The sequence below is a fragment of the Streptomyces sp. NPDC048419 genome (assembly GCF_043200415.1).
GTDB lineage: Bacteria > Actinomycetota > Actinomycetes > Streptomycetales > Streptomycetaceae > Streptomyces.
Window position 1 is genome coordinate 59,396 of record NZ_JBICXT010000026.1, and the last position, 24,237, is coordinate 83,632.

Here is a 24,237-nt window from a genome sequence, read left to right on the forward strand (position 1 = left end):
CGGACCCCGAGAGGACGGCCGCCACGTCCGCCGCACACCCCCGCGGCAGCGACCGGCCGCCCACCCCGCCGCGCCACGACGCGCTCCACCGAACCGCCCCCGCTGGAGCCTGACTTGTCCTCGCCGTCCGAGCTTCCCGACTCCCCCGCCATGCCACCCGCCCTCACCGAGGTCGAGTCGCACGGCGTCGAGCGCATCCCCGACGCGGACCGCAGCGCGACGCCGCTCGACCTGTTCCGGCTCGCCTTCGGCGGCGCCAACACCTTCTCCACGTGTGTACTCGGCGCGTTCCCGATCCTTTTCGGCCTCTCCTTCTGGCAGGGCCTCGCGGCCACGCTGCTCGGGGTCGTCGCGGGTGCGCTGATCCTGTGCCCGATGGCGGTGTTCGGCCCCGTCAACGGCACCAACAACGCCGTCTCCTCCTCCGCGCACCTGGGCGTGCACGGCCGGGTGGTCGGCTCGTTCCTGTCGCTGCTGACCGCGATCGCGTTCTTCTCCATCTCGGTGTGGAGCTCCGGCGACGCCCTGGTCGGCGGCGCGCACCGCCTCTTCGGACTGGAGCGCAGCACGCCGTCCTACGTCGTCGCGTACGCCCTGTTCGCCGTTCTGGTCCTCGCGGTGTGCGTGTACGGCTTCCGGTTCATGCTGTTCGTCAACAAGGTCGCGGTGGCCTCGGCGACCGTGCTGTTCCTGCTCGGCGCGATCGCCTTCGACGGTGACTTCGACCCCTCGTACGCGGGCGTCTTCACGGCCTCGGCGAACGCGGCGACGAAGTCCCTGTTCTGGCCGTCCTTCATCGGCGCGGCCCTGATCGTGCTGTCGAACCCGGTGTCGTTCGGGGCGTTCCTCGGCGACTGGTCGCGCTACATCCCGGCGAGCACCCCGCGCCGCCGTGTGGTCGGAGCGGCGTTCCTGTCCCAGATCGCGACGCTGGTGCCGTTCGTCTTCGGCCTGGCGACGGCGAGCATCATCGCGGCGCGGGCCCCGAAGTACGTCGACCCGGCGAGCCCCGACTTCGTGGGCGGGCTGCTGGCGATCTCCCCAGCCTGGTACTTCCTGCCGGTGTGTCTGCTCGCCCTGATCGGCGGCATGTCGACGGGTACGACCGCGCTGTACGGCACCGGCCTCGACTTCTCCTCGGTGTTCCCCCGGCTGTCGCGCGTGCAGGCCACGGTGCTGGTCGGTGTGCTGTCGATCGCGTTCATCTTCGTCGGCCGGTTCGGACTGGACCTCGTGCAGTCCATCTCGACCTTCGCCACGATGATCATCACCTGCACCACGCCGTGGATGGTGGTGATGATGCTGGGCTTCTTCACCCGGCGCGGCTGGTACGACCCGGACGCCCTCCAGGTCTTCAACCGCCGCCAGCGCGGCGGCCGTTACTGGTTCGCCCACGGCTGGAACTGGCGGGGCATGACCGCGTGGTGGGTGTCGGCGCTGCTGGGCGTGCTGTTCACCAACATCCCCGGCCAGTTCGTCGGCCCGCTGGGCGACCTGGCGGGCGGCGTCGACATCAGCCTGCCGCTGTCGCTGGTCGTGGCCGCGGTGCTGTACCTGACGCTGCTGCGGCTGTTCCCCGAGCCGCGGGCGGCGTACGGACCCGAGGGCGCACGGCTCGCCCGTACGGTCGAGGTCCCGGTGCCGCCGATCACCGGTCCGGGAGCCGCGGAAGAGACGATGTCGGACCCGTCCGCTACGTTGCGAGCATGACTGACTTCGTACTGGTGGCAGGTGCGTGGCTGGGCGCGTGGGCGTGGGACGAGGTGGCGGCGGAGCTGCGCGCCGTCGGGGACCAGGCCCGTCCCGTGACGCTTTCGGGGCTCGCCGAGAAGGAGGGGGTGCCCGCGGAGCTGCAGACGCACGTCCAGGACGTCGTCCACGAGGTCGAACGCCTCGATCTGCGGGACGTGGTGCTGGTCGGGCACAGCTATGCGGGCATCCCGGTCGGGCAGGCGGCCGAGCGGATCGGGAACCGGCTCGGGCACGTGGTGTACGTAGACGCCGGCGTGCCCTTCGACGGCGACTCCTTCCTGTCGGGCTGGCCCAGCGACCATGTGCGCCGGTCGATCGCCGAGAACCACGGGTTCTGGCCGCTGGAGGCCGAGGAGTTCGCGGGGCAGGAGCTCACCAACGAGCAGATCGCCCGCATCGCCTCCGGCGGTACCCCGCACCCCGGTGCCACGCTCACCGAACCCGCCGTCCTGAAGGGCTCGCCCGGCGACCTGCCCGCGACGTACATCAAGTGCCTGCTCGACGGTGACGAGCCGGCGCCCTCGGTGGCCGAACTCCTCGAAGGGGAGCGCTGGGAGCTGGTCGAGATGGACACGGGCCACTGGCCGATGTTCTCCCGTCCGCGTGAACTCGCCCGGATTCTGCACGAGTCCGGTTCCGGCCGCGGAGCATGATCCGCAGGTCCACCCCGGTGGACGGACCTGCACTTACTCGCCAGTATCGTCGGGGTGCAGCGCGTTCTCAGCGACGAGAGGCGGGACCACCCCATGGCCAAGCACTGGGCGGACTTCCAGTACGAGATCTATCTCAACGGGATGACGGGCGCCGTGCCGCGGCTGCCCACTGATCTGACCCGGCTGGAGGAGCTGACCGAGCGGCGGCTCGGTCCCGGGCCCGTCGGCTATGTCGCGGGCAGCGCGGGCGACGGCAGTACGGCTCGCGCGAACCGGGCCGCGCTCGAGCGGCGCCGGATCGTGCCGCGGATGCTGCGGGACGTGCACGAGCGGGACCTGTCGGTGGAGGTGCTGGGCCGCGCCCTGCCCGCGCCGCTGGCGCTGGCGCCCGTCGGCGTCCTGTCGATCATGCACCCGGAGGCCGAGCCGGCCGCCGCCCGGGCCGCCGCCGCGCAGGGAGTGCCGTACATCCTGTCCTCGGCGTCCAGCACGCCGATGGAGCAGGTCGCGGAGGCCATGGGGGACGGCGAGCGCTGGTTCCAGCTGTACTGGCCGAAGGACGTGGAGGTGGCCCGCAGTTTCCTCGCCCGCGCGAAGTCGGCCGGGTTCACCGCGCTGGTCGTCACCCTCGACACACCGCTGCTGTCCTGGCGCCCCCGCGACCTCGACCAGGCGTACCTCCCCTTCCTGCACGGGGTGGGCACCGCCAACTACTTCTCCGACCCGGCCTTCCGGGCGGGCCTCGCCAAGCCGGTGCACGAGGACCCGAACGCGGCCGTGATGCACTTCGTCGGCATGTTCGCCGACCCCGGCAAGAGCTGGCCGGACCTGGCGTTCCTGCGGGAGAACTGGGACGGCCCGATCGTCCTGAAGGGCATCCTGCACCCGGACGACGCCCGGCTCGCGGCCGACGCCGGGATGGACGGCGTGGTCGTCTCCAACCACGGCGGCCGCCAGGTGGCCGGTTCCGTCGCCGCAGCGGACGCACTGCCGAGGGTCGTGGAGGCGGTCGGCGACCGGCTCACCGTGCTGTTCGACAGCGGTGTCCGAACCGGCGACGACGTCTTCAAGGCCCTCGCGCTGGGCGCGCAGGCGGTGCTGCTCGGGCGGCCGTACGTGTACGGACTCGGGCTCGACGGGCAGCCGGGTGTCGAGCATGTGATCCGTTGCCTGCTCGCCGAGTTGGACCTCACGCTCGCCCTGTCCGGGCACGCCACCCCCGCCACGATCGGCCCCGCCGACCTCATCGAGGAATCCGCATGACCACCGACCCGAAGAACGTGCTCGCCGTCATCGCCCCGCACGTCGGCGGCCGCGCCGCCGGTGCCGGGCTCGCCACCCTCTTTCCCACCGAGGCGGACGTCACCGTCGTCGAGGCCGCCGAGGAGGACCCGGCGGCCCTGCGCAGGGCGCACGTGATCATCACCGCGCTCGCCCCCGTGAGCGCCGAACACCTCGCCGCCGCACCGGACTTGGCACTGGTGCAGTGCGCGAGTCACGGCTTCGACTACATCGACGTGGACGCCGCCCGCGCCCGCGGGGTGCAGGTGGCCAACATCGGCTCCAGCGGCGCCGAGTCGCAGAACGTGGCCGAGCAGACCTTCGCCCTCATGCTCGCACTGGCCAAGCAGCTGATCCCGGCGCACACCGCGCTCGTCGAGGCCGACTGGGCACTCCCCCGCCTCCAGCGCTCCCTGACCGAACTGTGCGGCAAGACCCTCGGCATCGTCGGGCTCGGCAACATCGGGCAGGAAGTCGCCCGCCGCGCGGTCGCGTTCGACATGAGCGTCGTCTACGCCGGCCGCCGCAGGCTGCCCGAGGAGACGGAGGCGCGGCTGGGCGGGGCCCGTCATGTCCCGCTGGACGAGCTGCTGCGCACGGCCGACTACGTCTCCCTGCACGCGCCGCTCACCGACGGGACCCGGAACCTGCTGGACGCCGGACGGCTCGCGCTGCTCAAGCCGACGGCGTTCGTCGTCAACACGGCGCGGGGCGCCCTCATCGACCAGGACGCCCTCGCGGACGCGCTGGAGAAGGGCGCCCTGGCCGGGGCGGGCATCGACGTCTTCGACCCCGAACCGCCCACCCCGGCCCTGCGGTTGCTCAGGGCCCCGAACGTGGTGCTCTCCCCGCACGTCGGCCGCGTGACCCGGGAGACGCTGATCCGCATCGCCCTGACCGCCGTACAGAACGTGACCGGATACCTCGCGGGCGGGGAGCCGAAGGACGTCGTGAACTGAGCGCGCTCACCGGAGGACTGAGCCCGGTCACGAGATCCGCTCCGCCAGCTCGGCGGGCCGTACCGCCGGAGTACGCGTCCCCGTGATCGACAGCGAGCCCGGGTCGGCCGACGTCGCGGCGTCGGCCAGCCAGCGCTGCGCCGGGGAGTGGTCGCGGACCTTGACGACGATGTCGGCGCCCGGTTCCGCGGCGGTGGAGGCGAGGGCGAGCTGCTCGTCCCAGCGGGGCAGCAACTCCCCCTGCACGGTGAGGTCGTAGCGCACGTCGTTGCCCCGTCCGCCCTTCTCGGCGGCGCACTTGCCGAGGACGACCACACCCGCGTCCACATGCGAGTCCAGGCACAGCGTGGCGTCCGCCGCGCTCCGGAGCAGCCCGTCGCCGTCGTACGACCACAGCTGGGTGGGGATGTCCGAGCACGTCGCCAGTTCGGCCGCGGCCCCGGCCCGCACCGTGCCCCTGATGTCGAGGCAGAGGCCGGCGCCGGCGTTGCGCAGCCTGGACTGCCCCGGAATCGCCGGGAGTTGCGCGGTCCCCGGTGACGACTGGGCGGTCGCACCCGGCGTCGAGCCGCCGCCCGCGCTGTTGGAGGCGGCCGGGTCGACACCGTCGTCGGACGAGAACAGGCCGGTCATGAACACCGTCACGAGCAGCGCCGCCGAGGCGACGCCCACTCCGGTGAGCAGCACCCGGGAGTTCCCCGGCATGCCCGAAGGCCGGCGGACGGCAAGGGGGATACGGGGCAGGACGCGCGATCGCCCGCCGCCGTGCCTCGAGGTGCCGCGCGTGCGCGTCTCCTGCCCGGCACGGCCGGGGCGGGAGTCGAGATAGCGGCGGGCGCCCCAGCCGAGTACGGCCTCGGCGAGGAGCACACCCAACCCGCCCTCGAAATGGCTCAGTTGTTCGGCGGCGAAACGGCAGTAGCGGCACTGCGTCAAGTGCTGCTGGACATCCGGCAGCAGGGCCCCGCCGCGGCGAATGGGAACGTCGAGGAGGCGGTTGTAGAAGCGGCAATCCTTGCTCGGCGCGAGTTCCCGATGGGCCTGCACGCAGCCTTCGCGGAATTTATCACGCGCCTGTTCGAGCGCGGCCGACGCCGTGTCGGTATCCATACCGAGCAGAGCGGCCGGAACGGCAATGGACTCCGCCTCGACCTCGACATGCCAGAGCAAACACCGGGAGAGTCCGGGAAGACCGAGGAATGAACGCTCGGCCAGCTTGCGATTTTCGGGGGTCAGGGACTTCGCCGACCGCATACCGCGGCCACCGGCGGGTTTCTGCAACTCCGGCAGAACACCGGATATTCGCTCCTCCGCGGACCACACACGAACCGTCTCCCGGACGGCCACCAGCAGCCGGGGGCGCACCGCGATCGCGGGTTCGCCCAGCGCCAGCCGGTCGAGGACCTGGTGAAAGGCGGCCGACGTCACCATGGAGGCGACCTCGGTCGTCGAGGCGAGGCAGATGGCCGCGTAGTCGCGGGCGGCCTGCCAGTGCCGCGCCATGAGCAGCGCGACGGTTTGAGCGACCTCGCCGTCGGGACGGCCCCTCAGCCGGGCGGCGAGGTTCTCGTCGGATTCTCCGGGAACCCCGCCGGGCGGCGGGTAAGGGGGGCGAGGTGGGTGGGGGGTGGGCACTGAGGGGATTCCTTCCCACGCGCAGGGGACACACAGGAGGGCGTGAATTCAGGTGAGTCCAATCGACCTGGTTTTCGATAGGGCGATCGGCACCCGGTCATTACACCCCCCGCACGGGTAGTTCACCCTTGCACAGGACACTCATGACCAACAAGGCACTCGGGCAACATCCGCATCTTTGAAAGATAGTCAGATACGGCGGCAACTCACTCCGGCCGCATGAGCTTTCCTCATTCCATGCGCCCCGTGTGAATCAGGCGCACGCGCCGGAGCACTGCGCACGCTCCCGGCGTGCGCCACCCCGTAGTGGACTGTGTACCGGCCCTTCTCGGAGGCCCTGCGCAGGACGGCGGCTCTCCTGCGCATCACGGGCCGCCGGCCTTGTTCCTCCCGCCCTCGGCCGGCGGCCCCGGGGGGCGGGTTGCACCGGCTCGGTCGGCGGCCCTCAGATCTGCCAGGAGCGCAGCCGGTCGGCGGCGCCGTAGACATCGGTCTTGGCGGCCATCAGATCGCGGGCCAGGTCGACCAGGGCGCCGTAGGGCGGGTCGATGCCGACGCCGCTGACGAACATGTAGGCCACGGCGGTCGCGCAGGCGAAGCGGGCGTTGGCCGACGGCAGGGGCCGCAGCAGGGCGAGGGTGTGCAGCAGGGCGGCGGCGCGCCAGGCGGGGTCGGAGTCCACGCCGAGGCGCGGCGGGTCGACCCGGTGGCGGGCGACGGCGGCGACCAGGGCGGAGAAGTCGTTGACGGTCGGCTGGTCCGGCAGCACCTCTTCATGGCGCTGCAGCAGCCAGGGCACGTCGATATGGATGACGGTTGTCATCGGTCAGGCGACCCGCCCCTCGCCGGTGTGCGCCGGTTCGTCGTCCGGGAAGGCGGCCGCGAACTCGTCGGCGTGGGAGGCGAAGAAACGGCGGAAGGCCTCCGCGCCTTCCTGCAGGGCGCGGTGCCGGGCTATGTCCGCGGCGGCGGCCTCGCGTACGAGCGCTTTCATCGACGTACCGCGTTCCTTGGCGATCTGCCGCAGGTCCTCAAGTTCACGATCGCTGAACTCGACATTCAAGGCTGGCATGCCTTCACCGTACCGCCGAGGTACTTACTCGTAAATATCCGCTGGTCAAGAACCTTTCTCACGGTACCCGGCGGCGCCGGTGGCGGCTGAGGACCATGTCCGATATCCGCCGGTTCCGGGACGGGTGGCGCAGCAGACTGAAGCCATGACGGCATACACGACGTACATGACGATCGACAGCCCGGTGGGCGAACTCCTTCTGGCGGGCGACGGCTCGGCACTGTCCTCGCTCTCCATGTCCGGGCAGCGCACCGCACCCGCCGCGCGTTCCGGCGGGCGGCGCGACGACGAGGCGTTCGGCGAGGCGCGCCGACAGCTCACCGCCTACTTCGAGGGCCGGCTCCCCCGCTTCGGCCTGGACCTCGCGCCCGAGGGGACGGAGTTCCAGCAGCGGGTATGGCGGGCGCTCGACGAGATCCCGTACGGCACCACGGCGACCTACGGCGAGCTCGCCGCGCGGCTGGACGTGCCGCGTGCCGAGATCCGGGCCGTGGGTGCCGCGATCGGCGCCAACCCACTGCTGATCGTCCGCCCCTGCCATCGGGTGGTCGGCGCCGACGGCTCCATGCGCGGGTACGCGGGCGGCGTGGAACGCAAGGTGCGGCTGCTGACGCACGAGGGTGCGCTGCAGCAGATGCTCGCGTGACGGGAGGAGACGACATGACGCTCACCCAAGGCCCAGGCGCGCAAGCGTGCCGAAGACACCGACTGGGCGGTCCTGGCCGCCGAGTTGGACGTGCACGGCAGCGCGCCGACGGGGCCGCTGCTGACGCCCGCCGAGTGCCGTGTCCTGGCCGCGCTGTACGAGAAGCCGGAGCTGTTCCGGACCACGGTCGACATGGCGCGGCACCGCTTCGGCTCCGGCGAGTACCGCTACTTCACCCACGATCTGCCGCCCGCGGTGTCCGCGCTGCGCGCCGCCCTCTACCCGCGCCTGCTGCCGGTCGCACGGGACTGGGCGGCCCGCCTCGGCCGCCCGGCGCCCTGGCCGGACTCCCTCACGGACTGGCTGGAGGCGTGCCACGCGGCCGGGCAGGATCGCTCGGCGCAGATCCTGCTGCGTTACGGCGAGGGCGACTGGAACGCCCTGCACCGTGACGTCTTCGGGGACATGCTCTTCCCGCTCCAGCTGGTCGTCGGTCTCGACGAGTACGGCGGCGACTACACCGGCGGCGAGTTCCTGATGGTCGAGCAGCGGCCCCGGGCCCAGTCCCGGGGCACGGCCACCGCGCTCCAGCAGGGCCACGGACTGGTCTTCACCACCCGGGACCGGCCGGTGCGCACCAAGCGCGGCTGGTCGGCCGGAGCGATGCGGCACGGCGTGAGCACCGTCCGCTCCGGCCGCCGGCACTCCCTGGGCATCGTCTTCCACGACGCGTCCTAGTGGTGCCGGACCGGCGCACTAGGCCTGCGCCCACAGCCCCCTGCGCCGGTAACTCGACTGCCAGAACAGGCGGTTGAGCACGCGGACGGGCGGGGGCAGGGCGCCGAGGAAGGCGCTGCGGTCCGCCGCCGGGGCCCCGTCGACGATCCACGGCACGAACAGAGCGGCGCCGCGCAGGCCCTGCGTCTCGCGCATCCGGCCGGTGAATCCGGCCCAGTCGGCGGGCGTCAGAGCTTCCTGCATCAGGGGCAGGGCACTGTCCTCCTCATGCTTGAGGTGGTCGTCGAGGGTGGCGCCCAAAGCCCGTACGAGATCGGGCAGTTCGGGCGCGCCGTCGGCCAGTGCGCTGTCGACCGCCGCGAGCAGCGGGTCGATACGGGAGTGCTCCGCCTCCATCTCGTCGAGCAGGGCGAGGTCACGGGGGCGTCCGGCGATGCGCTTCCGCAGGCGCGGCCACAGTTCGGCGTCCTCGGCGGTGTGATGGATGTGCAGCTGGTGCGTGAAGTTCTCCCAGCCGGCGCGGACCGCGGGCGAAACGGCCCGACCTGCGGCGACGGCGGCCGCCAGCCGCTCCAGGTCGCGCCGGAACGCGTCGTGGGAGGCGTACATCGGCGTGAAGTCGATGGTCTTCTGCTTACTGTCGGTCATCGCATGGCTTCTTCCAGTTCGGGTCTCTCACTCCCGTTCAAGAGGGCGGGACATCGGGCGACTGTGACGCGGGCGGGAATCGCTGAGACGTACGTCACATATCGGTCCTGTGATGTCACAATCCGGCCCCTCTGCGGCCTCCGAGTAGTAAGAGCGTCACTGGGGAGGCACACGTATGTCCGAAAGCTCTGTCGACGATGCGACCGACGTCTTCATGGACCATCGAGAGCTGCTGTTCGGTCTCGTCTACAACATGCTGGGCAGCGTCGCCGACACGGAGGACGTGCTGCAGGAGACCTGGCTGTCGTGGTCGGGCCGGGGCACCGACGGGGTCACCAACCCGCGCGCGTACCTGGTCCGCATCGCCGTCAACCACGCCCTGCAGCGCCGGTCCTCCCTCGCCCGGCGCCGAGAGACCTACGTCGGTCCGTGGCTGCCCGAGCCGCTGGTCGCCGACGACGCGGACGCCGGCGATCCGGCCCTGCGCACCGAGTCCGTGTCCCTGGCGATGCTGGTGGTCCTGGAGTCCCTGACTCCCCTCGAACGTGCGGTGTTCGTCCTGAACGAGGTGTTCGGGTACGCCCACACCGAGATCGCGGACATCATCGACCGCTCCCCCGCGGCCGTACGCCAGCTCGCGCACCGTGCGCGCGACCATGTGCACGCCCGGCGGCCGCGCTACCAGGCGCATCCGCGGGTGCGGCGGGAGGCGACCGAGCGGTTCGTGCAGGCCGCCCTCGGCGGGGACATCGCGGAGCTCATGGAGATCCTGGCGCCCGACGTCACGGTGTGGACGGACGGCGGCGGCAACCGCAAGCCCGCCGGGCTGCGTCCCGTGCACGGCCGCGACAAGGCGGTCCGCCTGATCACCGGGTACTCCAACAGGGACGGGGCCAGGCACCACGAACTCGACCTGCGCTACCGCCGCGTCAACGGCGACGACGCCGCCGTGCTGTTCGACGGCGACTCGCCGTACGCCGTCATGGTCATGGACCTCACGCCCGAGGGCGACCAGGTCTCCGGGATCTACATCGTCACCAACCCCGAAAAGCTCACGCATGTGCACAAGGAGGAGGAGTGACCGCCACCGGGGTGCCCGGCGAGGGCGAGCGGGTCGCCGACTGGCTCGACGGCCGCCTCGGCATCCACTCGCTCTCCAGGAAGTACCTGCGCAAGGTCTTCCCCGACCACTGGTCGTTCCTGCTGGGCGAGATATGCCTCTACAGCTTCGTGGTGCTGATCCTCACCGGCGTCTACCTCACCCTCTTCTTCCACCCGTCGATGAACGAGGTGACGTACCACGGCAGTTACGTCCCGCTCAACGGCGTTCGGATGTCCGAGGCGTACGCCTCCACGATCGACATCAGCTTCGACGTGCGTGGCGGGCTGCTGGTCCGGCAGCTTCACCACTGGGCGGCGCTGGTCTTCGTCGCGGCGATGGTCACGCACATGATGCGGCACTTCTTCACGGGCTCCTTCCGCAAGCCCCGTGAGATCAACTGGCTGTTCGGCTGGACGCTGCTGTTCCTGGGCCTGTTCGAGGGCCTCTTCGGCTACTCGCTCCCCGACGACCTGCTGTCGGGGACGGGCCTGCGCTTCGTCAACGGCGCCCTGCTGTCGGTCCCGATCGCCGGGACGTACCTCTCGATGTTCCTGTTCGGCGGGGAGTTCCCCGGCCATGACATCGTGGCCCGCTTCTACTCGCTGCACATCCTGCTGATCCCGGGCATCATGGCGGCGCTCGTCGTGACGCACATCCTGCTGGTCGTGTTCCACAAGCACACGCAGTTCGCGGGCCCGGGACGGACCGAACGCAACGTGATCGGCGCCCCGTTCATGCCCGTGTACCTGGCGAAGGCGGGCGGCTTCTTCTTCCTGGTCTTCGGCACCCTCTCGATCGTCGCCGCGGTGGCGTCGATCAACCCGGTCTGGGTTTACGGTCCCTTCCGCCCCGACCAGGTCTCCACCGGCGCGCAGCCCGACTGGTACCTGGGCTTCGCGGAAGGGCTGGTGCGCGTGATGCCGGGCTGGGAGGTCTCCGTGTGGGGCCACACCCTGCTGCTCGGCGTGCTGATCCCGGTCGTGGTCTTCCCGCTGCTTCTCGTGTTCATCGGGGCCTACCCGTTCCTGGAGGCGCGGGTGACCCGTGACCAACGCGAGCACCACATCCTGGACCGCCCGCGCAACCGTCCGGTCCGCACCGCGATCGGCACGGCCTGGATCAGTCTCTATCTGATCCTGCTGGCGGGCGGCGGCAACGACGTCGTGGCGACCCGGCTGCACCTGTCGATCAACACGGTCACCTGGCTGGTACGCGTCGCGGTGTTCGCCGTGCCGGCGCTCGTCTTCGTCGCCACCCGCCGGATCTGCCTGGGCCTCCAACTCCGGGATCAGGAGCTGGTGTTGCACGGCCGGGAGACCGGCGTGATCAAGCGGCTGCCGCACGGGGAGTACGTCGAGGTGCACCAGCCGCTCGATCAGGCCGAGCTGCACACCCTGACCGCGCACCGGCGGGAGCAGGGTGAACTCGTGGAGCGTGAGCCTCAGTCCTGATCCGCCACGAAGGACGCCATCCGGGCCAGGGCCGCGTTCCAGTTGATCGCGGTCTCGTTGGTCGACCAGGACTGGATGTCGTCGATGTAGCAGAACTGGCCGACGCAGCCCTGGAGTCTGCTCTGTGCGTAGGGGTCCTGGATGGACGAGTTCGGCCCGCCCGCGAGTGTTCCGCTCGGCGGGTTCGGGAGGTTCGGGTCGAGCTCGTGGGCGTACCAACGGCTGTGCTCGTTGTGCGAGTTGACCTCGCCGTAGCCGGTGACGTACGAGATGTTGAGCGCGTTGCGGCCGAGGATGTAGTCCATGCTCTGGACCGCGCCGTCACGGTACTTCGAGGAACCGGTGATGTCGTACGCCGTCGCCAGGACGACCGCGTTGTTGAGGACCTGGTGGCTGGAGCCCCAGTCGTAGACGTTGCCGTCGGGGGCGTAGGGCATGCCGTAGGGCTGCGACGTGAGAGTGGCGAGGTAGCGGTCCGCGCCCTCGACCACCGACCGGCGCACCTTGTCCCGTCCGGGCAGTCTGCTCGGCACGGTCGCGAGGTCCAGCCGTCCGGCGGCCGCCGTCCTGCCCCAGTCGAAGCCGAGCGGGCCGAAGATGTCGGCGGTGTTCACGGGTGAGGCGGCGAGGTAGTCCGCGAACTGCTTCTCCCCGGTGGTGAGATACAGCTCCGCGGCCGCCCAGTAGAACTCGTCCGTGGCGTTGGTGTCGTCGTAGGTACCGCCTCCGGTGCCGTCACCGGGAGAGGCGTACATCGCGGGATGGGCGAGCGCCGCCGACCAGGCCTTGCGGGCGGCGGTCAGGGCCTTGGACGCGAAGGCGCGGTCGTAGGGCCGGTACAGACGGGCCGCCTGGGCCGCCGTCGCCGCCAGGTTGAGGGTCGCCTGCGTGGAGGGCGGGTGCAGTTCGCGCTTCTGCGGGTCCTCGCTCGGCAGCAGGGGCAGACCGGTCCACTGCTCGTCGTGGATCTTGTGGTGGGCCATGCCGGCCAGCGGCTGCCCGTCGGGCACCTGCATCTTGAGCAGGAACTCCAGCTCCCAGCGGGCCTCGTCGAGGATGTCGGGCACCTTGTTGCCGCTCTCCGGAATGGCGAGGGTGCCGTCCCGCAGCTTCCCCGACTCGCCCGTGCGGGCCAGCCGTTCACGTTCGTACGTGCTCAGCAGCTCCCAGGTGGAGATGCCGCCGTTGACGACGTACTTGCCGTGGTCGCCCGCGTCGTACCAGCCGCCGGTGACGTCGAGCGTGTAGTCGCAGACGCCGGGCTGACAGGGGACGTTGGAATCTCCCTGGTTCGGCGCCACGTCGATGTGCCCGGCCGCCCGGCCGTACCCGGGTCGCAGGTCGTCCCGGATCGCGATGCCGCTGCGCTGTGTGTAGTAGTACTTCACCGAGTCGAGCCGCAGTTGCTCGTACGCGCCTGTGCCGATGTCGAAGGGCCTGCTCGTCTGGCCGTCGGCGACCAGCGTGAAGCCCTTGCCCGCCTTGCGGTAGGCGCCGAAGTCGATCGAGTGGACGTTCTGCCCGGAGGAGACGTCGACGCCGCGCGGCACGGTCCAGCCGTGCGCGACCGTCGCGCCGCCGGCGTTCTTCAGCCGCCAGGGCAGCTTTGCGGAGGCGTCGGTGACGAGCGTGGCGTTCTTCGGTCCCGAGGGCAGGTAGGCGACCTGGTTGACGCGCACCCGCGGCCCGGTGTCCGGCGTGTACACCTCGGGCGGCACGCCGCCCAGCAGCGACACGTCGTCCATGCACATCCGCCAGCCGTCCGCGCTGCCACCGGCCTGGAGGGCGACCTGCCCCTGGGTGGTGTCGACGGGCGAGGTGAAGGTGTACGAGTAGGTGTCGCCGGACACGCTCAGCTGCGGGCTCACCTCGAAGTAGGTGTCGTACGGCGCAACTTGGAGCCCCACGACGGCCCGCACCACATGGCCCTGGGGCGAGCCGGACGCTTTGAAGCTGAACCGGTAGGACTCCCCCTTCACCAGGGTGACGTCGTTCTGGCCGACGGCGGCGTCCCAGCGGTTGGCGGTGCCGCCCGGGACGTCCGCGCAGAGCTGTCCGTCAAAGAGACCTGCGGTGACGTTGGCGGTCGTCCACCAAGGGGCGGTGGTGGTGTCGAAAGTGCCGTTCTTCAGCTGCTCGACCTCGTCCGCCGCGGCCGGTCCGGCCGGCAGCGCGATGAGCGCCGCGCCCACCAGGGCGACGATGGTCAGCAGCGTGGTTCTGCGTCGTTTCACGTCTGGGCTCCTCGGGCGGAGGGGCGGGTGACGCTCGCCGAAAATGATGGGAGCGCTCCCAGAAGCGGACGCAGCACATGTTTGTTGGCGCCATGACAGCCGTCAACGGTCCGGACGGGACTGGTTTCCCGTCCGGACCGCGAGGGCTGGTCAGCCGCCGGGCGCCTCCAGCTTGCTGATGCGCACCGCCCCGGCGACCTCGCCCGGCTGGGCGCTGGTCAGCGTGAGGCGGAGCCGGGAGCCGCGCGCCGCGTCGAAGGTGACGACGGTCGGCGCGTCCGAGGCGGCGGCCCAGCCGACCGCCGCTCCGGTGACGGGCACGTACCGGCGGCCGTCCCAGACGGCCACCTCGAGGGACGCGGGCAGGCTGTGCGTCGCGTCCACGGTGAAGGAGACCTCCACCCGGTCGAAGCCGCGGGCCCGCCCGTAGTCCACCGAGACCCAGTCCTCCTTGCGGGCGCCGTTGAACGCGGGGAGCAGGGCCGTGGCCGACTTGGAGAAGGCGTTGGACCAGCCGGTGGCCGCGTCGCCGTCGAGCATCGCCGCGGGAAGCGTGTCCGAGCGGCCGGAGTAACTGGCGTCCGCGTACGGGTAGTTCGGGGCGGCCGGGTGGTCCGGCTTGAACACGGCGGCCGGGGTGGTCGCGGCCGAGCGGGCTTTGGTGGTGTGCACGGTCGCGGTGCCCGTCCGCAGCCCGTCCGCGCGGGCGGTCACCGTCAGGCTTCCGGTCTTCGTACCGGAGCGCACGATGGCGAGCGCCTTGCCGTGGAAGGCGGTACGGGTGGTGGCCTGGTAGCGCTCGGCGCTCTCCTCCCGGCCGTTGTCGAGGCCGGCGAGCGAGCCGCCCTTCACGTCGAACGTGATCAGGTGCTCGGCGTCGGGCACCACCACGCCGTGCGCGTCGACCACGTCCGCTGTCACGAAGACCAGCGAACGCCCGTCCGCGGCAAGGGATTTGCGGTCGGCGGTGAGGCGTACGGCATGCGCTTCGCCCGCCGTACGCAGCACGTCCGTGGCGACCGCCTTGCCGCCGCGCCGGGCCACCGCCTTCAACTCACCCGGCGCGAAGGGGACTTTCCAGATCAGGTGGAGCTTGCCCGCGCTGCCGTTCGGGCTGGTGTAACTCCCGGGGTAGGGGCCGGTGGTGAAGGTCTTGTCGTCGCCGGTGGCCTCCGTGGTCTCCAGATACGTACGGCCGTCGGTGGTCTTCTTGGTGTCGAAGCCGCGCGTGCCGAGGGACCTGCCGTTGAGGAACAGCTCGACGGTGTCGACGTTCGAGTACGCCCACACCTCGACCGTGTCGCCCGTCTCGTGGTTCCAGCTCATCGGCAGCAGATGGACCATGGGCTCGCCGGTCCACTGGCTCCGGAACAGGTGGTACATGTCCTTGGGGAAGCCGGCGGTGTCGACGGCACCGAAGAAGGACGCCTTCACCGGGAAGACGTTGTACGGCGTCGGCTCGCCGATGTAGTCGATGCCCGACCAGAGGAACTGGCCCGCGAACCACTTCCGGTCCCGGTCCTTCTTGTGCCCGTACTCCCCGCTCATGGTCCAGGACGCGAGATTGTTGTCGAACGAGGAGGTCGCCCGCCCGCCCGGGGTGTAGTTCTCCCCGGTGTTGAGGTGCTCGGGCTCCTGGTACGTCGAGCGTGTCGAGGTCTCCGAGGAGGACTCCGACTCGAAGAGGAACAGGTGCGGATAGGCCGCGTGCAGCGAGTCCACGGACTTGGCCGTGTTGTAGTTCAGGCCGAGCCCGTCGAGCTTGGCGAGCATCAGGTCGGCCGCGGAGCCCTTGGCGGGCACCGAGCGGTACTTGTCGGAGCCGATGACCAGGGGCCGGGTGTCGTCGGCGGCCCTGATCGCCCCGATGATGCGGTCGGCCATGGCGAGGCCCGCGGTGGAGGTGGAGTCGGGGATCTCGTTGCCGATGGACCACAGCACCACGGCGGGCGAGTTGCGGGCCGCGAGCACCATCTCGGTGGCGTCCTTCTCGCACCACTCGTCGAAGAAGCGGCCGTAGTCGTACTTCGTCTTGCCGGTCCGCCAGCAGTCGAAGGCCTCCACCATCATCACGATGCCCAGCTCCTCGCAGACCTGGATCATCTGCGGCGAGGGCGGGTTGTGCGAGGTGCGGAAGGCGTTGACGCCCATCGACTTCATGATGGTCATCTGCCGGCGCACGGCGTCGACACTGATAGCCGCGCCGAGCGCGCCCTGGTCGTGGTGCAGGTCGACGCCCTTGATCTTGCTGTGGGCGCCGTTGAGGTGGAAGCCCTCGTCCGGGTCGAAGCGGTAGGTGCGGATGCCGAAGGTGGTGCGGTAGGTGTCGACGGTCCTGCCGCCGACGCGCACCTCGGTCTCCAGGGTGTAGCGGTGCGGCGCCGCGAAGTCCCACAACTGCGGCTTGGGGACGGTGAGTTCGTGCGTCTCGGCCGTCTTGTCGGTGACACCGACCGTGCTCGCTGCACGGGCCACCGTCCGCCCGTCGGGGTCCTTGACCGTCGAGCGGATCTCGGCCTGGCTCACGGCGCCGGACTCGTTGACGATCGAGGTCCGCACGTGGACGACGGCCCGCTCCGCGCTGATGTCCGGCGTGGTGACGTACGTGCCCCAGCGTTCGACGTGCACCGGCTCGGTGACGACGAGACGCGCCTCGCGGTAGATCCCGCTGCCCGAGTACCAGCGGCTGCTGGGCAGTTGGTTCTGCACCTTGACCGCGATGACGTTCTCGGTGCGGCCGTCGGTGTGCAGCAGGTCGGTGACGTCGAAGGCGAACCCCGTGTAGCCGTAGGGGTGCCGGCCGGCCTGGGTGCCGTTGCAGTAGACGTAGGAGTCCATGTAGACGCCGTCGAACTCCACCGAGATCCGCTTGCCGGCGAAGGACGGCGGCAGGGTGAAGGCGAGGCGGTACCAGCCGAGCCCGCCGGGCAGGAAGCCGGTGCCGCTGGTCGTGCCGTGCTCGGTGGTCGGGGTCTGCTCGATGCTCCAGTCGTGGGGCACCGCGACCTCGCGCCAGGCCGAGTCGTCGTAGCCGGGGTCGGCCGCCTGGGCGTAGGCGCCGGTGGGGTCGGTGATCCCGTCGGTATTGACCAGCGCGAAACGCCAGCCGTCACGCAGGGCCACGGTGCGGCGGCCGGATCCGCCCGCGACGGCCTCGGCGGCCCGTGCCACGGGACTGCCGATCAGTGCTCCCGCCGCCGGCGCGGCGGTGGAGGCGATCAGGACCGATCTTCGCGTCACTGTCATAGAGCTCCCCCCTCATCAGGGCCCAGAAGTACTCACAATTGATCGAGAACAAACAGATTCTTTCGCCGGGTCACACGCGGCCGTCAAGGGTGCGGTGCGGTACTCCTGCCCCGTGGGCCACAACGTCCCGGTATGCGCTTTCTACCGGCCCACCGGATGGCCCGGGGTCACCGACCCGCGAACGCGCCGACGGACTAGGCTGGAACTCAAGTGACGCGCTTGTTCACTGTGAGTGTGCGCAATGGAGTGGCGACGATGAGTCCGGTCAACCCGTTCGACGATGCCGCGACGGCACGCGTGGTCGTCGACGGGGGAGGCACGCTCGTCGGGTGGAACGCCGGCGCGGAACGTCTGCTGGGCTGGACGGCCGCCGACGTCGTGGGCCGGCCCGCCGCCGAGTTCCTGGTCGGCGAGCCCACGGGCGCGGTCTTCGACCTCGAAGCGTCCCGCTGGCACGGCCTCGTCACCCTGCGCCACCGGGACGGCGGCTCCGTCTCCGTGTGGCTGCTGGCCCATCGCACCGAGCCCGAGGACGGCGGACCCGCCGAATGGCTGGTGGTCAGTCCCCTGGAAGGCGATCAGCGGCGCCCGGCCGACGATCCGCTGGAGCATGCGGGGCTGCTCCAGTCGCCCTGCGCCGTCGCGATCTGTGACGACCGGCTCCGGCTGCACCGGATGAACGACGTCATGGCCGAGGTGCTGGGACTGCCGGAGGAGCATGTGCGCGGGCTGCGGCTGCCCGAGGTGAGCGGCAGGCCGCACGGCACCGACATCGAGCGCCATCTGCGCCGCGTCCTGGCCACCGGCCAGGGCCACGACGTGCAGACGTACGTGCCGATCAGCCTCGACGGCCGGGTGAACGTCTGGCTGGCCCGCATGTCCCCGATCACCGACGCGGCCGGCAAGGTCCGGGGCGTGTGCGTGGCCGCCCACGACTTCTCCGAGCAGTACCAGGCCCGCGAGCGCCTTCAGCTCGTCAACGAGGCGAGCGTCCGTATCGGCACCACCCTCGACGTCATCCGGACCGCCGAGGAACTGGCGGAGCTCTGTGTGCCCGCCCTCGCCGACTTCGTCAGCGTCGATCTGCTGGACCCGCAGGACCCCGGCGGCGAGCCGTTCGCCGGAGCGCCCATCGCACCGGTCACGCTGCGCCGCACCGCGCACCTCTCCATCAATCCCGGCACACCCGAGGCCGTGGTCGAGATCGGGCACGTGGACCGCTACCCGACCCCCTCACCGCAGGCCGATCCGCTGCTGGCGGGCCACTCCATCGTGGCGACGACCGAGGCCGACGACCTGGGGCAGTGGCTCAACTGGGACCCCCGGCGCCTGGACCGGATCAAGGAGTACGGCATCCACTCGACGATGTCCGTGCCGATCCGGGCCCGCGGCCTGACGCTCGGTGTCGCGGTGCTGTGCCGGTTCCGGCGCCAGGACGGGTTCACGCCCGACGACGTGCTGCTGGCCGAGGAGGTGACGGCGCGCGCCGCCGTCTGCATCGACAACGCCCGGCGCTACTCCCGGGAGCGGGAGACCGCCCTCGCGCTGCAGCGCAGCCTGCTGCCCCGCTCACTGCCGACCACGGCCGCGGTGGACGCCGCCTCCCGCTATCTGCCGGCGGCCCGCGCAGGGGTCGGCGGCGACTGGTTCGACGTGATCCCGCTGTCCGGGATGCGGGTCGCCATGGTCGTCGGGGACGTCGTCGGGCACGGCATCCAGGCCTCGGCCACCATGGGCCGGCTGCGCACCGCCGTACGCACCCTCGCCGACATCGACCTGGCCCCCGACGAGCTCCTGACCCACCTCGACGACCTGGTCGTCAGGCTGTCCGCCGAGGCCGGGCACGAGGGCAGCCCCGGCGAGGTCGGCGCCACCTGCCTCTACGCCGTCTACGACCCGGTCTCGCGGCGCTGCACGATGGCCCGGGCCGGGCATCCGCCGCCGGTCGCGGTCCCGCCGGGCGGTACGCCGCGGCAGGTCGACCTGCCGGCCGGACCGCCGCTCGGTCTCGGCGGGTTGCCCTTCGAGTCCACCGAGCTCGAGCTGCGCGAGGGCAGCGTGCTGGCGTTCTACACGGACGGGCTGATCGAGTCCCGGGAACGGGACGTGGACGCCGGCCACCGGATGCTGTGCGAGGCCCTGTCGACACACTCGGACTCCCTGGACGAGACCTGCGACCGTGTCCTGCACCGGCTGCTGCCGACCGGCGGCGCCCCCGACGACGTGGCGCTGCTCCTCGCGCGCACCCGGGGGCTGCCCTCCTCGCAGGTCTCCACCTGGCACATCCCCGCCGACCCGGCGCTCGTCGCCCCCATCCGCAAGCAGGTCGTCGAGCAGCTGGAGACCTGGGGGCTGCAGGAGGCCTCGTTCACGGCCGAGCTGGTGGTCAGCGAGCTGGTCACCAACGCGATCCGGTACGGCGCCCACCCCATCCGGCTGCGCCTGATCCACGACACGGCCACCCTGATCTGCGAGGTGTCGGACACCAGCCACACGGCACCGCACCTGCGCCGCGCCAAGACCTGGGACGAGGGCGGCCGCGGTCTGCTGCTGGTCGCCCAGCTCACCCAGCGCTGGGGCAGCCGGCACACGGCGGAGGGCAAGACGATCTGGTCGGAGATCGCGCTGGCGGACGAGGACTGAGACGCGCCCGCCCACCGGTTCGTCAGGACGCCTCGGTGAGCCAGGGCCTGACCTGCTTGCGCGCCTCGTGCAGCCTCGACTTGAACGTCCCCAGCGGGATGCCCGCCCGCTCGGCCGCCTCGGCGTAGTCCAGCTGGCAGATGTCGCGGTACACCAGCGGCTCCACCAGCTGCGGGTGCTCGCGCTCCAGCCGGTCCAGCGCGTCCAGCAGATCGAGCCGGGAGCCGGCGATGACGCTCGTCGTGCGCGGGTCGACGTGCCGCTCGGTGTCGATCGCCACCGGCTGCTCGGCCGCGCGCCGCTTGAGTTCGCGGTACTTCTGGCGGCAGCAGTTGGCGACGACGGTATAGAGCCAGGTGCTGAAGCGGCTGCGGCCCTGGAAGGTGGTGATCTTCCGGGCGACCTGGAGCAGGGCGTCCTGCGCCGCCTCCTCGGCGTCCTCGCGGCAGGGCAGGAAGCGGGCGCAGCGCCGCAGGACCTCGGGTCTGATCGCCTGCAGCAACTCGTCCAGGGCCGTCGCGTCGCCCGTCGCGGCGGCACGTGCCAGGTCCTCGGTCGGTGCGACCAGGGGCTCTCCTCGGAAACGATCCACGGCCAGGCATGATAGTCGTATGCATTCCGTCGAGCGCATCGGGCGCTACCGCCTCGAACGACGCCTCGGCACGGGCGCGTTCGGCACGGTCTGGCTCGCGCACGACGACGAGCTCGAAGCACCGGTGGCGGTCAAGGTCCTCGCCGACAACTGGTCGCACCGGCTCGACGTCCGTGAGCGGTTCCTGGCCGAGGCGCGGATGCTGCGCCGGGCCAATTCGGACCGGATAGTGAAGGTCTACGACATCGGTGAACTGCCCGACGGCAGGCCCTACTTCGTGATGGAGTACGCCGACGGCGGCACCCTCGGCGACCTGGTGGCCGGCGGTCCGCTGCCCGTGTCCGAGGCGCTGCGCCTGACCGCGCTGGCCGCCCGGGGCGCGGCCGCTCTGCACGCGGCGGGCATCGTGCACCGGGACATCAAGCCGAGCAATGTGCTGCTGTGCTCTCCCGACGATCCTGCCGGCGTGTCGCGGGTGCTGCTCGCCGACCTCGGGCTGGCCAAGAGTCTGGCGCAGGCCTCGGGTCTGACCCAGGCGGCCGGCTCGGCGGGGTACCGGCCGCCCGAGCAGGCCGAGCCGGGCGCGGGCATCGACGCCCGCGCCGATGTCTACAGCCTGGGCGCGGTCGGCTATCACCTGGTCACCGGCGCCGTTCCGGGCGAGCCCGGCAAGGTGGTGCGGCCCGACCGGCTGCGCCAGGATGTGGCCCCCGCGGTCCGGCGGGCGCTGATGCGGGCGCTGGCTCCCGACCGCAGGCGCCGCTGGCCCGACGCCGAGTCCTTCGCCCAGGAGCTGGAGCGCCTCGTCGCCTCCGGCCACCGGCCGCGCAGGCGCCGTACGGTCGCCGCTCTGACCGCCGCCGTGGCCGCCGTCGCCGCCATCGGTGTGACGGCCTCGCTGGTGAATCGGCAGTCCCCGGCGACGGATCTGCGGGTCGCGGACACGACCGGCCGGGTCGTCGCCGAGGTGCCGGACGGCTGGGGCCGCCAGCTGCGCGACTCCGGGTGGGACCCGAAGGCGCTCGGCCTGCCCTCCGGACACGAGCCGGGGCTCGCCGTCGCGGACCGCCTGACCGAGTGGCAGGACCTGGGGGCCGAGGTGAACGGCGTCTTCGTGGGCCTGAGCGAGCAGGGCGACCTCACCGCCGCGGTGACCGCCCTCACCCACCCCACCTGCCACTACGACGGCAGCCGCGGCTACGACAGCGCGTCCTTGCGGGGCCGGGTGCGCACCTGGTCCGGCTGCCCGGGAGGCGGTTCGGTGGCGGAGGCCGCGCTCGCCCCGGCGCACGGCGGCGCGCAGACTCGGGTGTACGTGCAGATCCGCCAGAGTGGCCGGGCCTCGGCCACCGACCGTGTCCTCGGCTCCGTACGCATCGGAAGCTGACCGAAACCACACGGCCGGGTGAGAACTTTTCCGACCGGCAACGCATCGGAGATGTATGACGGGGCACAGAGCGCCGTACGCACATGCCAGGACGTATGCGTGGAATCTCCGGGAGTGTTGAGGAACATGACCATGAAGTCCTTCTCGGTCCACCGGGCGGCGCTGGCCGCGAGCGCGGTCGCCGTGCTCGGCCTGCTGACGGCCTGCGGCAACGACGACGGCACCTCGGCGAGCTCACCGCAGACCCTTTCCGGTACGGCCGCGCCCGCGACCGGGAGCCACGGCACCGACTCGGCGAGCCCGTCCGCCTCCGGGTCACACACCGCGGCCGGGAACACCACGACGACCACGGCCAGGCCCACCTCCACGGCCACCGCACCGGCCCAGGGCGCGTCCACGCCGGCCGGCACCTCCGGGGGCGGCCGCTGCCACACCTCCGAGCTGAAGGCGAGCGTCGGGCGGAACAACCCCGGTGCCGGGCAGGAGAACTTCCCGATCGTCCTGACCAACACCTCCTCCCGCACCTGCACGGTGCGGGGCTACCCGGGTGCCGCGTTCGTCGACGGGTCGGGCAAGCAGATTGGCCCCGACCCGCAGCGCTCCTCGGGCACGCCGGCGACGGTCTCACTGGCGCCGGGCAAGAGCGCCTGGGCCGGGCTGTCGTTCTCCAACCCCGAGGTCAGCGGTGCCCACGCGGCCACCCCGGTCTCGCTGCTGGTGACCCCGCCGGACGAGCGGGCCAGCCTCACCGTGACGTGGCAGGGCGGCCAGGTGCCCGTCTCCGGCAACGCCTCCTCGGTGCGTCTGACGGTGTTCGCCCTCGGCACCGGCGCCTGAACGGCGGGGGCTGGACGGGCTTACCGACCTGGACCTGATTTCATGGACGCACCCCGCGCTGAACCACCCGGAAGGTCCCGGCGCAGAACCGCCTGAAGGACCCCGCCCTGAACACCGCGCTCGCCGAGACCCTGTCCGTCGTCCTGCTCGTCGCCGTTCTGGCCTTCGCCGTGGTGCGCCCGAGGGGCCTGCCCGAGGCCGTGCTGGCGATCCCGGCCGCCGGGGCGGTGATCGCGACCGGGGCGATCTCCCTCGGCCATGCGCGGGCCGAGGCCGCGAGCCTCGGCCCCGTCGTCGGCTTCCTGGCGGCGGTGCTGGTGCTGGCGCACTTCTGCGACGTCGAGGGGCTCTTCCAGGCGTGCGGGGCCTGGATGGCGCGGCGGGCGGCGGGGTCCCCCGGGCGGCTGCTGGCGGCCGTCTTCGTGCTGGCCTCGGTGATCACCGCCGTGCTCAGCCTGGACGCCACGGTGGTGTTGCTGACGCCGGTGGTGCTGGCCACCGCGGCGCGGGCGGGGGTGCGGGCGAGGCCGCATCTGTACGCGTGCGCCCACCTGTCCAACACGGCCTCGCTGCTGCTGCCCGTCTCCAATCTGACGAACCTGCTGGCATTCGAGACGAGCGGGCTGAGCTTCACCCGGTTCGCGGCGCTGATGGCGCTGCCCTGGCTGGTCGCGATCGGTGCCGAGTACCTGGTCTTCCGGCGCTACTTCGCCACCGACCTGTCCCTCTCCGCGCACTCCCCCGCATCCGGTGAGGCGCCCGAGCTGCCCCTGTTCGCGCTGGTCACCGTCGGGTGCACGCTGGCGGGGTTCGTGGTGGCCTCGACGGTCGGCATCGAGCCGGCCTGGGTGGCCGCCGCGGGCGCGCTGGTGCTGGCGTGCCGTGCGCTCGTGCGGCGGCGGGCCACTCCCCTGTCGGTGGTGCGGGCGGCGCAGCCGGCGTTCCTGGCGTTCGTCCTCGCGCTCGGCATCGTGGTGCGGGCGGTGGTCGACAACGGACTCGCCGGCGCGCTCGGCCATGTACTGCCCGGCGGCTCGGGACTGCTCGCGCTGCTGGGCATCGCCGCCCTGGCGGCCGTACTGGCGAACCTGATCAACAACCTGCCCGCGGTGCTCGTCCTGCTGCCGCTCACCGCCGCGGCGGGACCCGGCGCGGTCCTGGCCGTGCTGCTCGGGGTGAACATCGGCCCGAACCTCACCTACGCGGGATCGCTGGCGACGCTGCTGTGGCGGCGCATCCTGCACCGGCACGACCAGGAGGTCCAGCTCGCGGAGTTCACCCGCCTCGGCCTGATCGCCACCCCGGCCGCGCTCGTGCCGGCCGTGGCGGCGCTGTGGCTGTCGCTCCAGATGGCCGGCTGA

19 protein-coding genes are annotated in these 24,237 nt (G+C 71.5%); 12 read left to right on the forward strand and 7 right to left on the reverse strand.

Annotated features, from left to right (window positions below; all coding sequences use genetic code 11):
* Positions 1-150: 150 nt before the first annotated feature.
* From ACGFYN_RS37820 to ACGFYN_RS37835, 4 genes are all read left to right on the forward strand, one after another.
* Entirely contained in the window at positions 151-1,710 is a 1,560-nt protein-coding gene (locus ACGFYN_RS37820) for a purine-cytosine permease family protein (RefSeq protein WP_393870561.1), read from the forward strand.
* Positions 1,707-2,405: an alpha/beta fold hydrolase gene (locus ACGFYN_RS37825; protein ID WP_393870504.1), complete on the forward strand. Its 699-nt coding sequence runs from the start codon at positions 1,707-1,709 to the stop codon at positions 2,403-2,405. The genes ACGFYN_RS37820 and ACGFYN_RS37825 overlap by 4 nt, the downstream gene beginning before the upstream one ends.
* 93 nt (positions 2,406-2,498) lie before the next feature.
* Positions 2,499-3,668, forward strand: a complete 1,170-nt coding sequence (locus ACGFYN_RS37830; RefSeq protein ID WP_393870562.1) for a lactate 2-monooxygenase — start codon at positions 2,499-2,501, stop codon at positions 3,666-3,668.
* Positions 3,665-4,645, forward strand: coding sequence for a 2-hydroxyacid dehydrogenase (locus tag ACGFYN_RS37835; RefSeq protein WP_393870505.1), 981 nt, complete (start codon positions 3,665-3,667; stop codon positions 4,643-4,645). The genes ACGFYN_RS37830 and ACGFYN_RS37835 overlap by 4 nt, the downstream gene beginning before the upstream one ends.
* A gap of 27 nt (positions 4,646-4,672) precedes the next feature.
* On the opposite strand, the gene ACGFYN_RS37840 is transcribed toward ACGFYN_RS37835, so the two are convergent.
* The 3 genes from ACGFYN_RS37840 to ACGFYN_RS37850 form a co-directional block, all read right to left on the reverse strand.
* Positions 4,673-6,280, reverse strand: a complete 1,608-nt coding sequence (locus ACGFYN_RS37840; RefSeq protein WP_393870506.1) for an RICIN domain-containing protein — start codon at positions 6,278-6,280, stop codon at positions 4,673-4,675.
* 445 nt (positions 6,281-6,725) lie between these two features.
* Positions 6,726-7,103, reverse strand: coding sequence for a toxin Doc (locus ACGFYN_RS37845; RefSeq protein ID WP_393870507.1), 378 nt, complete (start codon positions 7,101-7,103; stop codon positions 6,726-6,728).
* Between the two features lie 3 nt (positions 7,104-7,106).
* Positions 7,107-7,352 (reverse strand): hypothetical protein, encoded by a 246-nt coding sequence (locus ACGFYN_RS37850; protein ID WP_275771916.1) that lies wholly within the window; start codon positions 7,350-7,352, stop codon positions 7,107-7,109.
* 145 nt (positions 7,353-7,497) lie between these two features.
* On the opposite strand from ACGFYN_RS37850, the gene ACGFYN_RS37855 reads away from it, so the two are divergent.
* Positions 7,498-7,998, forward strand: coding sequence for a methylated-DNA--[protein]-cysteine S-methyltransferase (locus ACGFYN_RS37855; protein WP_393870508.1), 501 nt, complete (start codon positions 7,498-7,500; stop codon positions 7,996-7,998).
* Positions 7,999-8,070: 72 nt separating this feature from the next.
* Positions 8,071-8,736, forward strand: a complete 666-nt coding sequence (locus ACGFYN_RS37860) for a 2OG-Fe(II) oxygenase (RefSeq protein WP_393870563.1) — start codon at positions 8,071-8,073, stop codon at positions 8,734-8,736.
* A gap of 18 nt (positions 8,737-8,754) precedes the next feature.
* On the opposite strand, the gene ACGFYN_RS37865 is transcribed toward ACGFYN_RS37860, so the two are convergent.
* Positions 8,755-9,384 carry a hemerythrin domain-containing protein gene (locus ACGFYN_RS37865; RefSeq protein WP_393870509.1) on the reverse strand — a complete coding sequence of 210 codons (630 nt, stop codon included), beginning with the start codon at positions 9,382-9,384 and terminating at the stop codon, positions 8,755-8,757.
* Between the two features lie 175 nt (positions 9,385-9,559).
* On the opposite strand from ACGFYN_RS37865, the gene sigJ reads away from it, so the two are divergent.
* Positions 9,560-10,465: an RNA polymerase sigma factor SigJ gene (sigJ, locus tag ACGFYN_RS37870; protein ID WP_393870510.1), complete on the forward strand. Its 906-nt coding sequence runs from the start codon at positions 9,560-9,562 to the stop codon at positions 10,463-10,465.
* Positions 10,462-11,937 (forward strand): cytochrome bc complex cytochrome b subunit, encoded by a 1,476-nt coding sequence (locus ACGFYN_RS37875; protein WP_393870511.1) that lies wholly within the window; start codon positions 10,462-10,464, stop codon positions 11,935-11,937. Before sigJ ends, ACGFYN_RS37875 begins: the two co-directional genes overlap by 4 nt.
* On the opposite strand, the gene ACGFYN_RS37880 is transcribed toward ACGFYN_RS37875, so the two are convergent.
* Both ACGFYN_RS37880 and ACGFYN_RS37885 read right to left on the reverse strand, forming a co-directional pair.
* A complete protein-coding gene (locus tag ACGFYN_RS37880; protein WP_393870512.1) occupies positions 11,928-14,171 on the reverse strand; it encodes a glycoside hydrolase family 9 protein in 2,244 nt (747 codons plus the stop codon). The two genes, ACGFYN_RS37875 and ACGFYN_RS37880, sit on opposite strands and share 10 nt — an antisense overlap.
* A gap of 150 nt (positions 14,172-14,321) precedes the next feature.
* Positions 14,322-17,417: a glycoside hydrolase family 2 TIM barrel-domain containing protein gene (locus ACGFYN_RS37885; protein ID WP_393870513.1), complete on the reverse strand. Its 3,096-nt coding sequence runs from the start codon at positions 17,415-17,417 to the stop codon at positions 14,322-14,324.
* Positions 17,418-17,672: 255 nt separating this feature from the next.
* Here ACGFYN_RS37885 and ACGFYN_RS37890 point away from each other — a divergent pair, with 255 nt between their 5' ends.
* Positions 17,673-20,060, forward strand: coding sequence for a SpoIIE family protein phosphatase (locus ACGFYN_RS37890; RefSeq protein WP_393870514.1), 2,388 nt, complete (start codon positions 17,673-17,675; stop codon positions 20,058-20,060).
* Between the two features lie 22 nt (positions 20,061-20,082).
* On the opposite strand, the gene ACGFYN_RS37895 is transcribed toward ACGFYN_RS37890, so the two are convergent.
* Positions 20,083-20,652, reverse strand: coding sequence for an RNA polymerase sigma factor (locus ACGFYN_RS37895; protein ID WP_393870515.1), 570 nt, complete (start codon positions 20,650-20,652; stop codon positions 20,083-20,085).
* 19 nt (positions 20,653-20,671) lie between these two features.
* Between ACGFYN_RS37895 and ACGFYN_RS37900 the strand changes: the two genes are divergently transcribed.
* From ACGFYN_RS37900 to ACGFYN_RS37910, 3 genes are all read left to right on the forward strand, one after another.
* Entirely contained in the window at positions 20,672-22,039 is a 1,368-nt protein-coding gene (locus ACGFYN_RS37900) for a serine/threonine-protein kinase (RefSeq protein ID WP_393870516.1), read from the forward strand.
* A 126-nt stretch (positions 22,040-22,165) separates the two neighbouring features.
* Positions 22,166-22,876, forward strand: coding sequence for a DUF4232 domain-containing protein (locus tag ACGFYN_RS37905; protein WP_393870517.1), 711 nt, complete (start codon positions 22,166-22,168; stop codon positions 22,874-22,876).
* A 107-nt stretch (positions 22,877-22,983) separates the two neighbouring features.
* A complete protein-coding gene (locus tag ACGFYN_RS37910; RefSeq protein ID WP_393870564.1) occupies positions 22,984-24,237 on the forward strand; it encodes an SLC13 family permease in 1,254 nt (417 codons plus the stop codon).

Bases quoted from the DNA above. Each gene is read 5' to 3' on its own strand.
- ACGFYN_RS37820 (WP_393870561.1), top strand. From the start codon at position 151: ATGCCACCCGCCCTCACCGAGGTCGAGTCGCACGGCGTCGAGCGCATC.
- ACGFYN_RS37825 (WP_393870504.1), top strand. From the start codon at position 1,707: ATGACTGACTTCGTACTGGTGGCAGGTGCGTGGCTGGGCGCGTGGGCG.
- ACGFYN_RS37830 (WP_393870562.1), top strand. From the start codon at position 2,499: ATGGCCAAGCACTGGGCGGACTTCCAGTACGAGATCTATCTCAACGGG.
- ACGFYN_RS37835 (WP_393870505.1), top strand. From the start codon at position 3,665: ATGACCACCGACCCGAAGAACGTGCTCGCCGTCATCGCCCCGCACGTC.
- ACGFYN_RS37845 (WP_393870507.1), bottom strand. From the start codon at position 7,103: ATGACAACCGTCATCCATATCGACGTGCCCTGGCTGCTGCAGCGCCAT.
- ACGFYN_RS37850 (WP_275771916.1), bottom strand. From the start codon at position 7,352: ATGCCAGCCTTGAATGTCGAGTTCAGCGATCGTGAACTTGAGGACCTG.
- ACGFYN_RS37855 (WP_393870508.1), top strand. From the start codon at position 7,498: ATGACGGCATACACGACGTACATGACGATCGACAGCCCGGTGGGCGAA.
- ACGFYN_RS37865 (WP_393870509.1), bottom strand. From the start codon at position 9,384: ATGACCGACAGTAAGCAGAAGACCATCGACTTCACGCCGATGTACGCC.
- sigJ (WP_393870510.1), top strand. From the start codon at position 9,560: ATGTCCGAAAGCTCTGTCGACGATGCGACCGACGTCTTCATGGACCAT.
- ACGFYN_RS37885 (WP_393870513.1), bottom strand. From the start codon at position 17,417: ATGACAGTGACGCGAAGATCGGTCCTGATCGCCTCCACCGCCGCGCCG.
- ACGFYN_RS37890 (WP_393870514.1), top strand. From the start codon at position 17,673: ATGAGTCCGGTCAACCCGTTCGACGATGCCGCGACGGCACGCGTGGTC.
- ACGFYN_RS37900 (WP_393870516.1), top strand. From the start codon at position 20,672: ATGCATTCCGTCGAGCGCATCGGGCGCTACCGCCTCGAACGACGCCTC.
- ACGFYN_RS37905 (WP_393870517.1), top strand. From the start codon at position 22,166: ATGACCATGAAGTCCTTCTCGGTCCACCGGGCGGCGCTGGCCGCGAGC.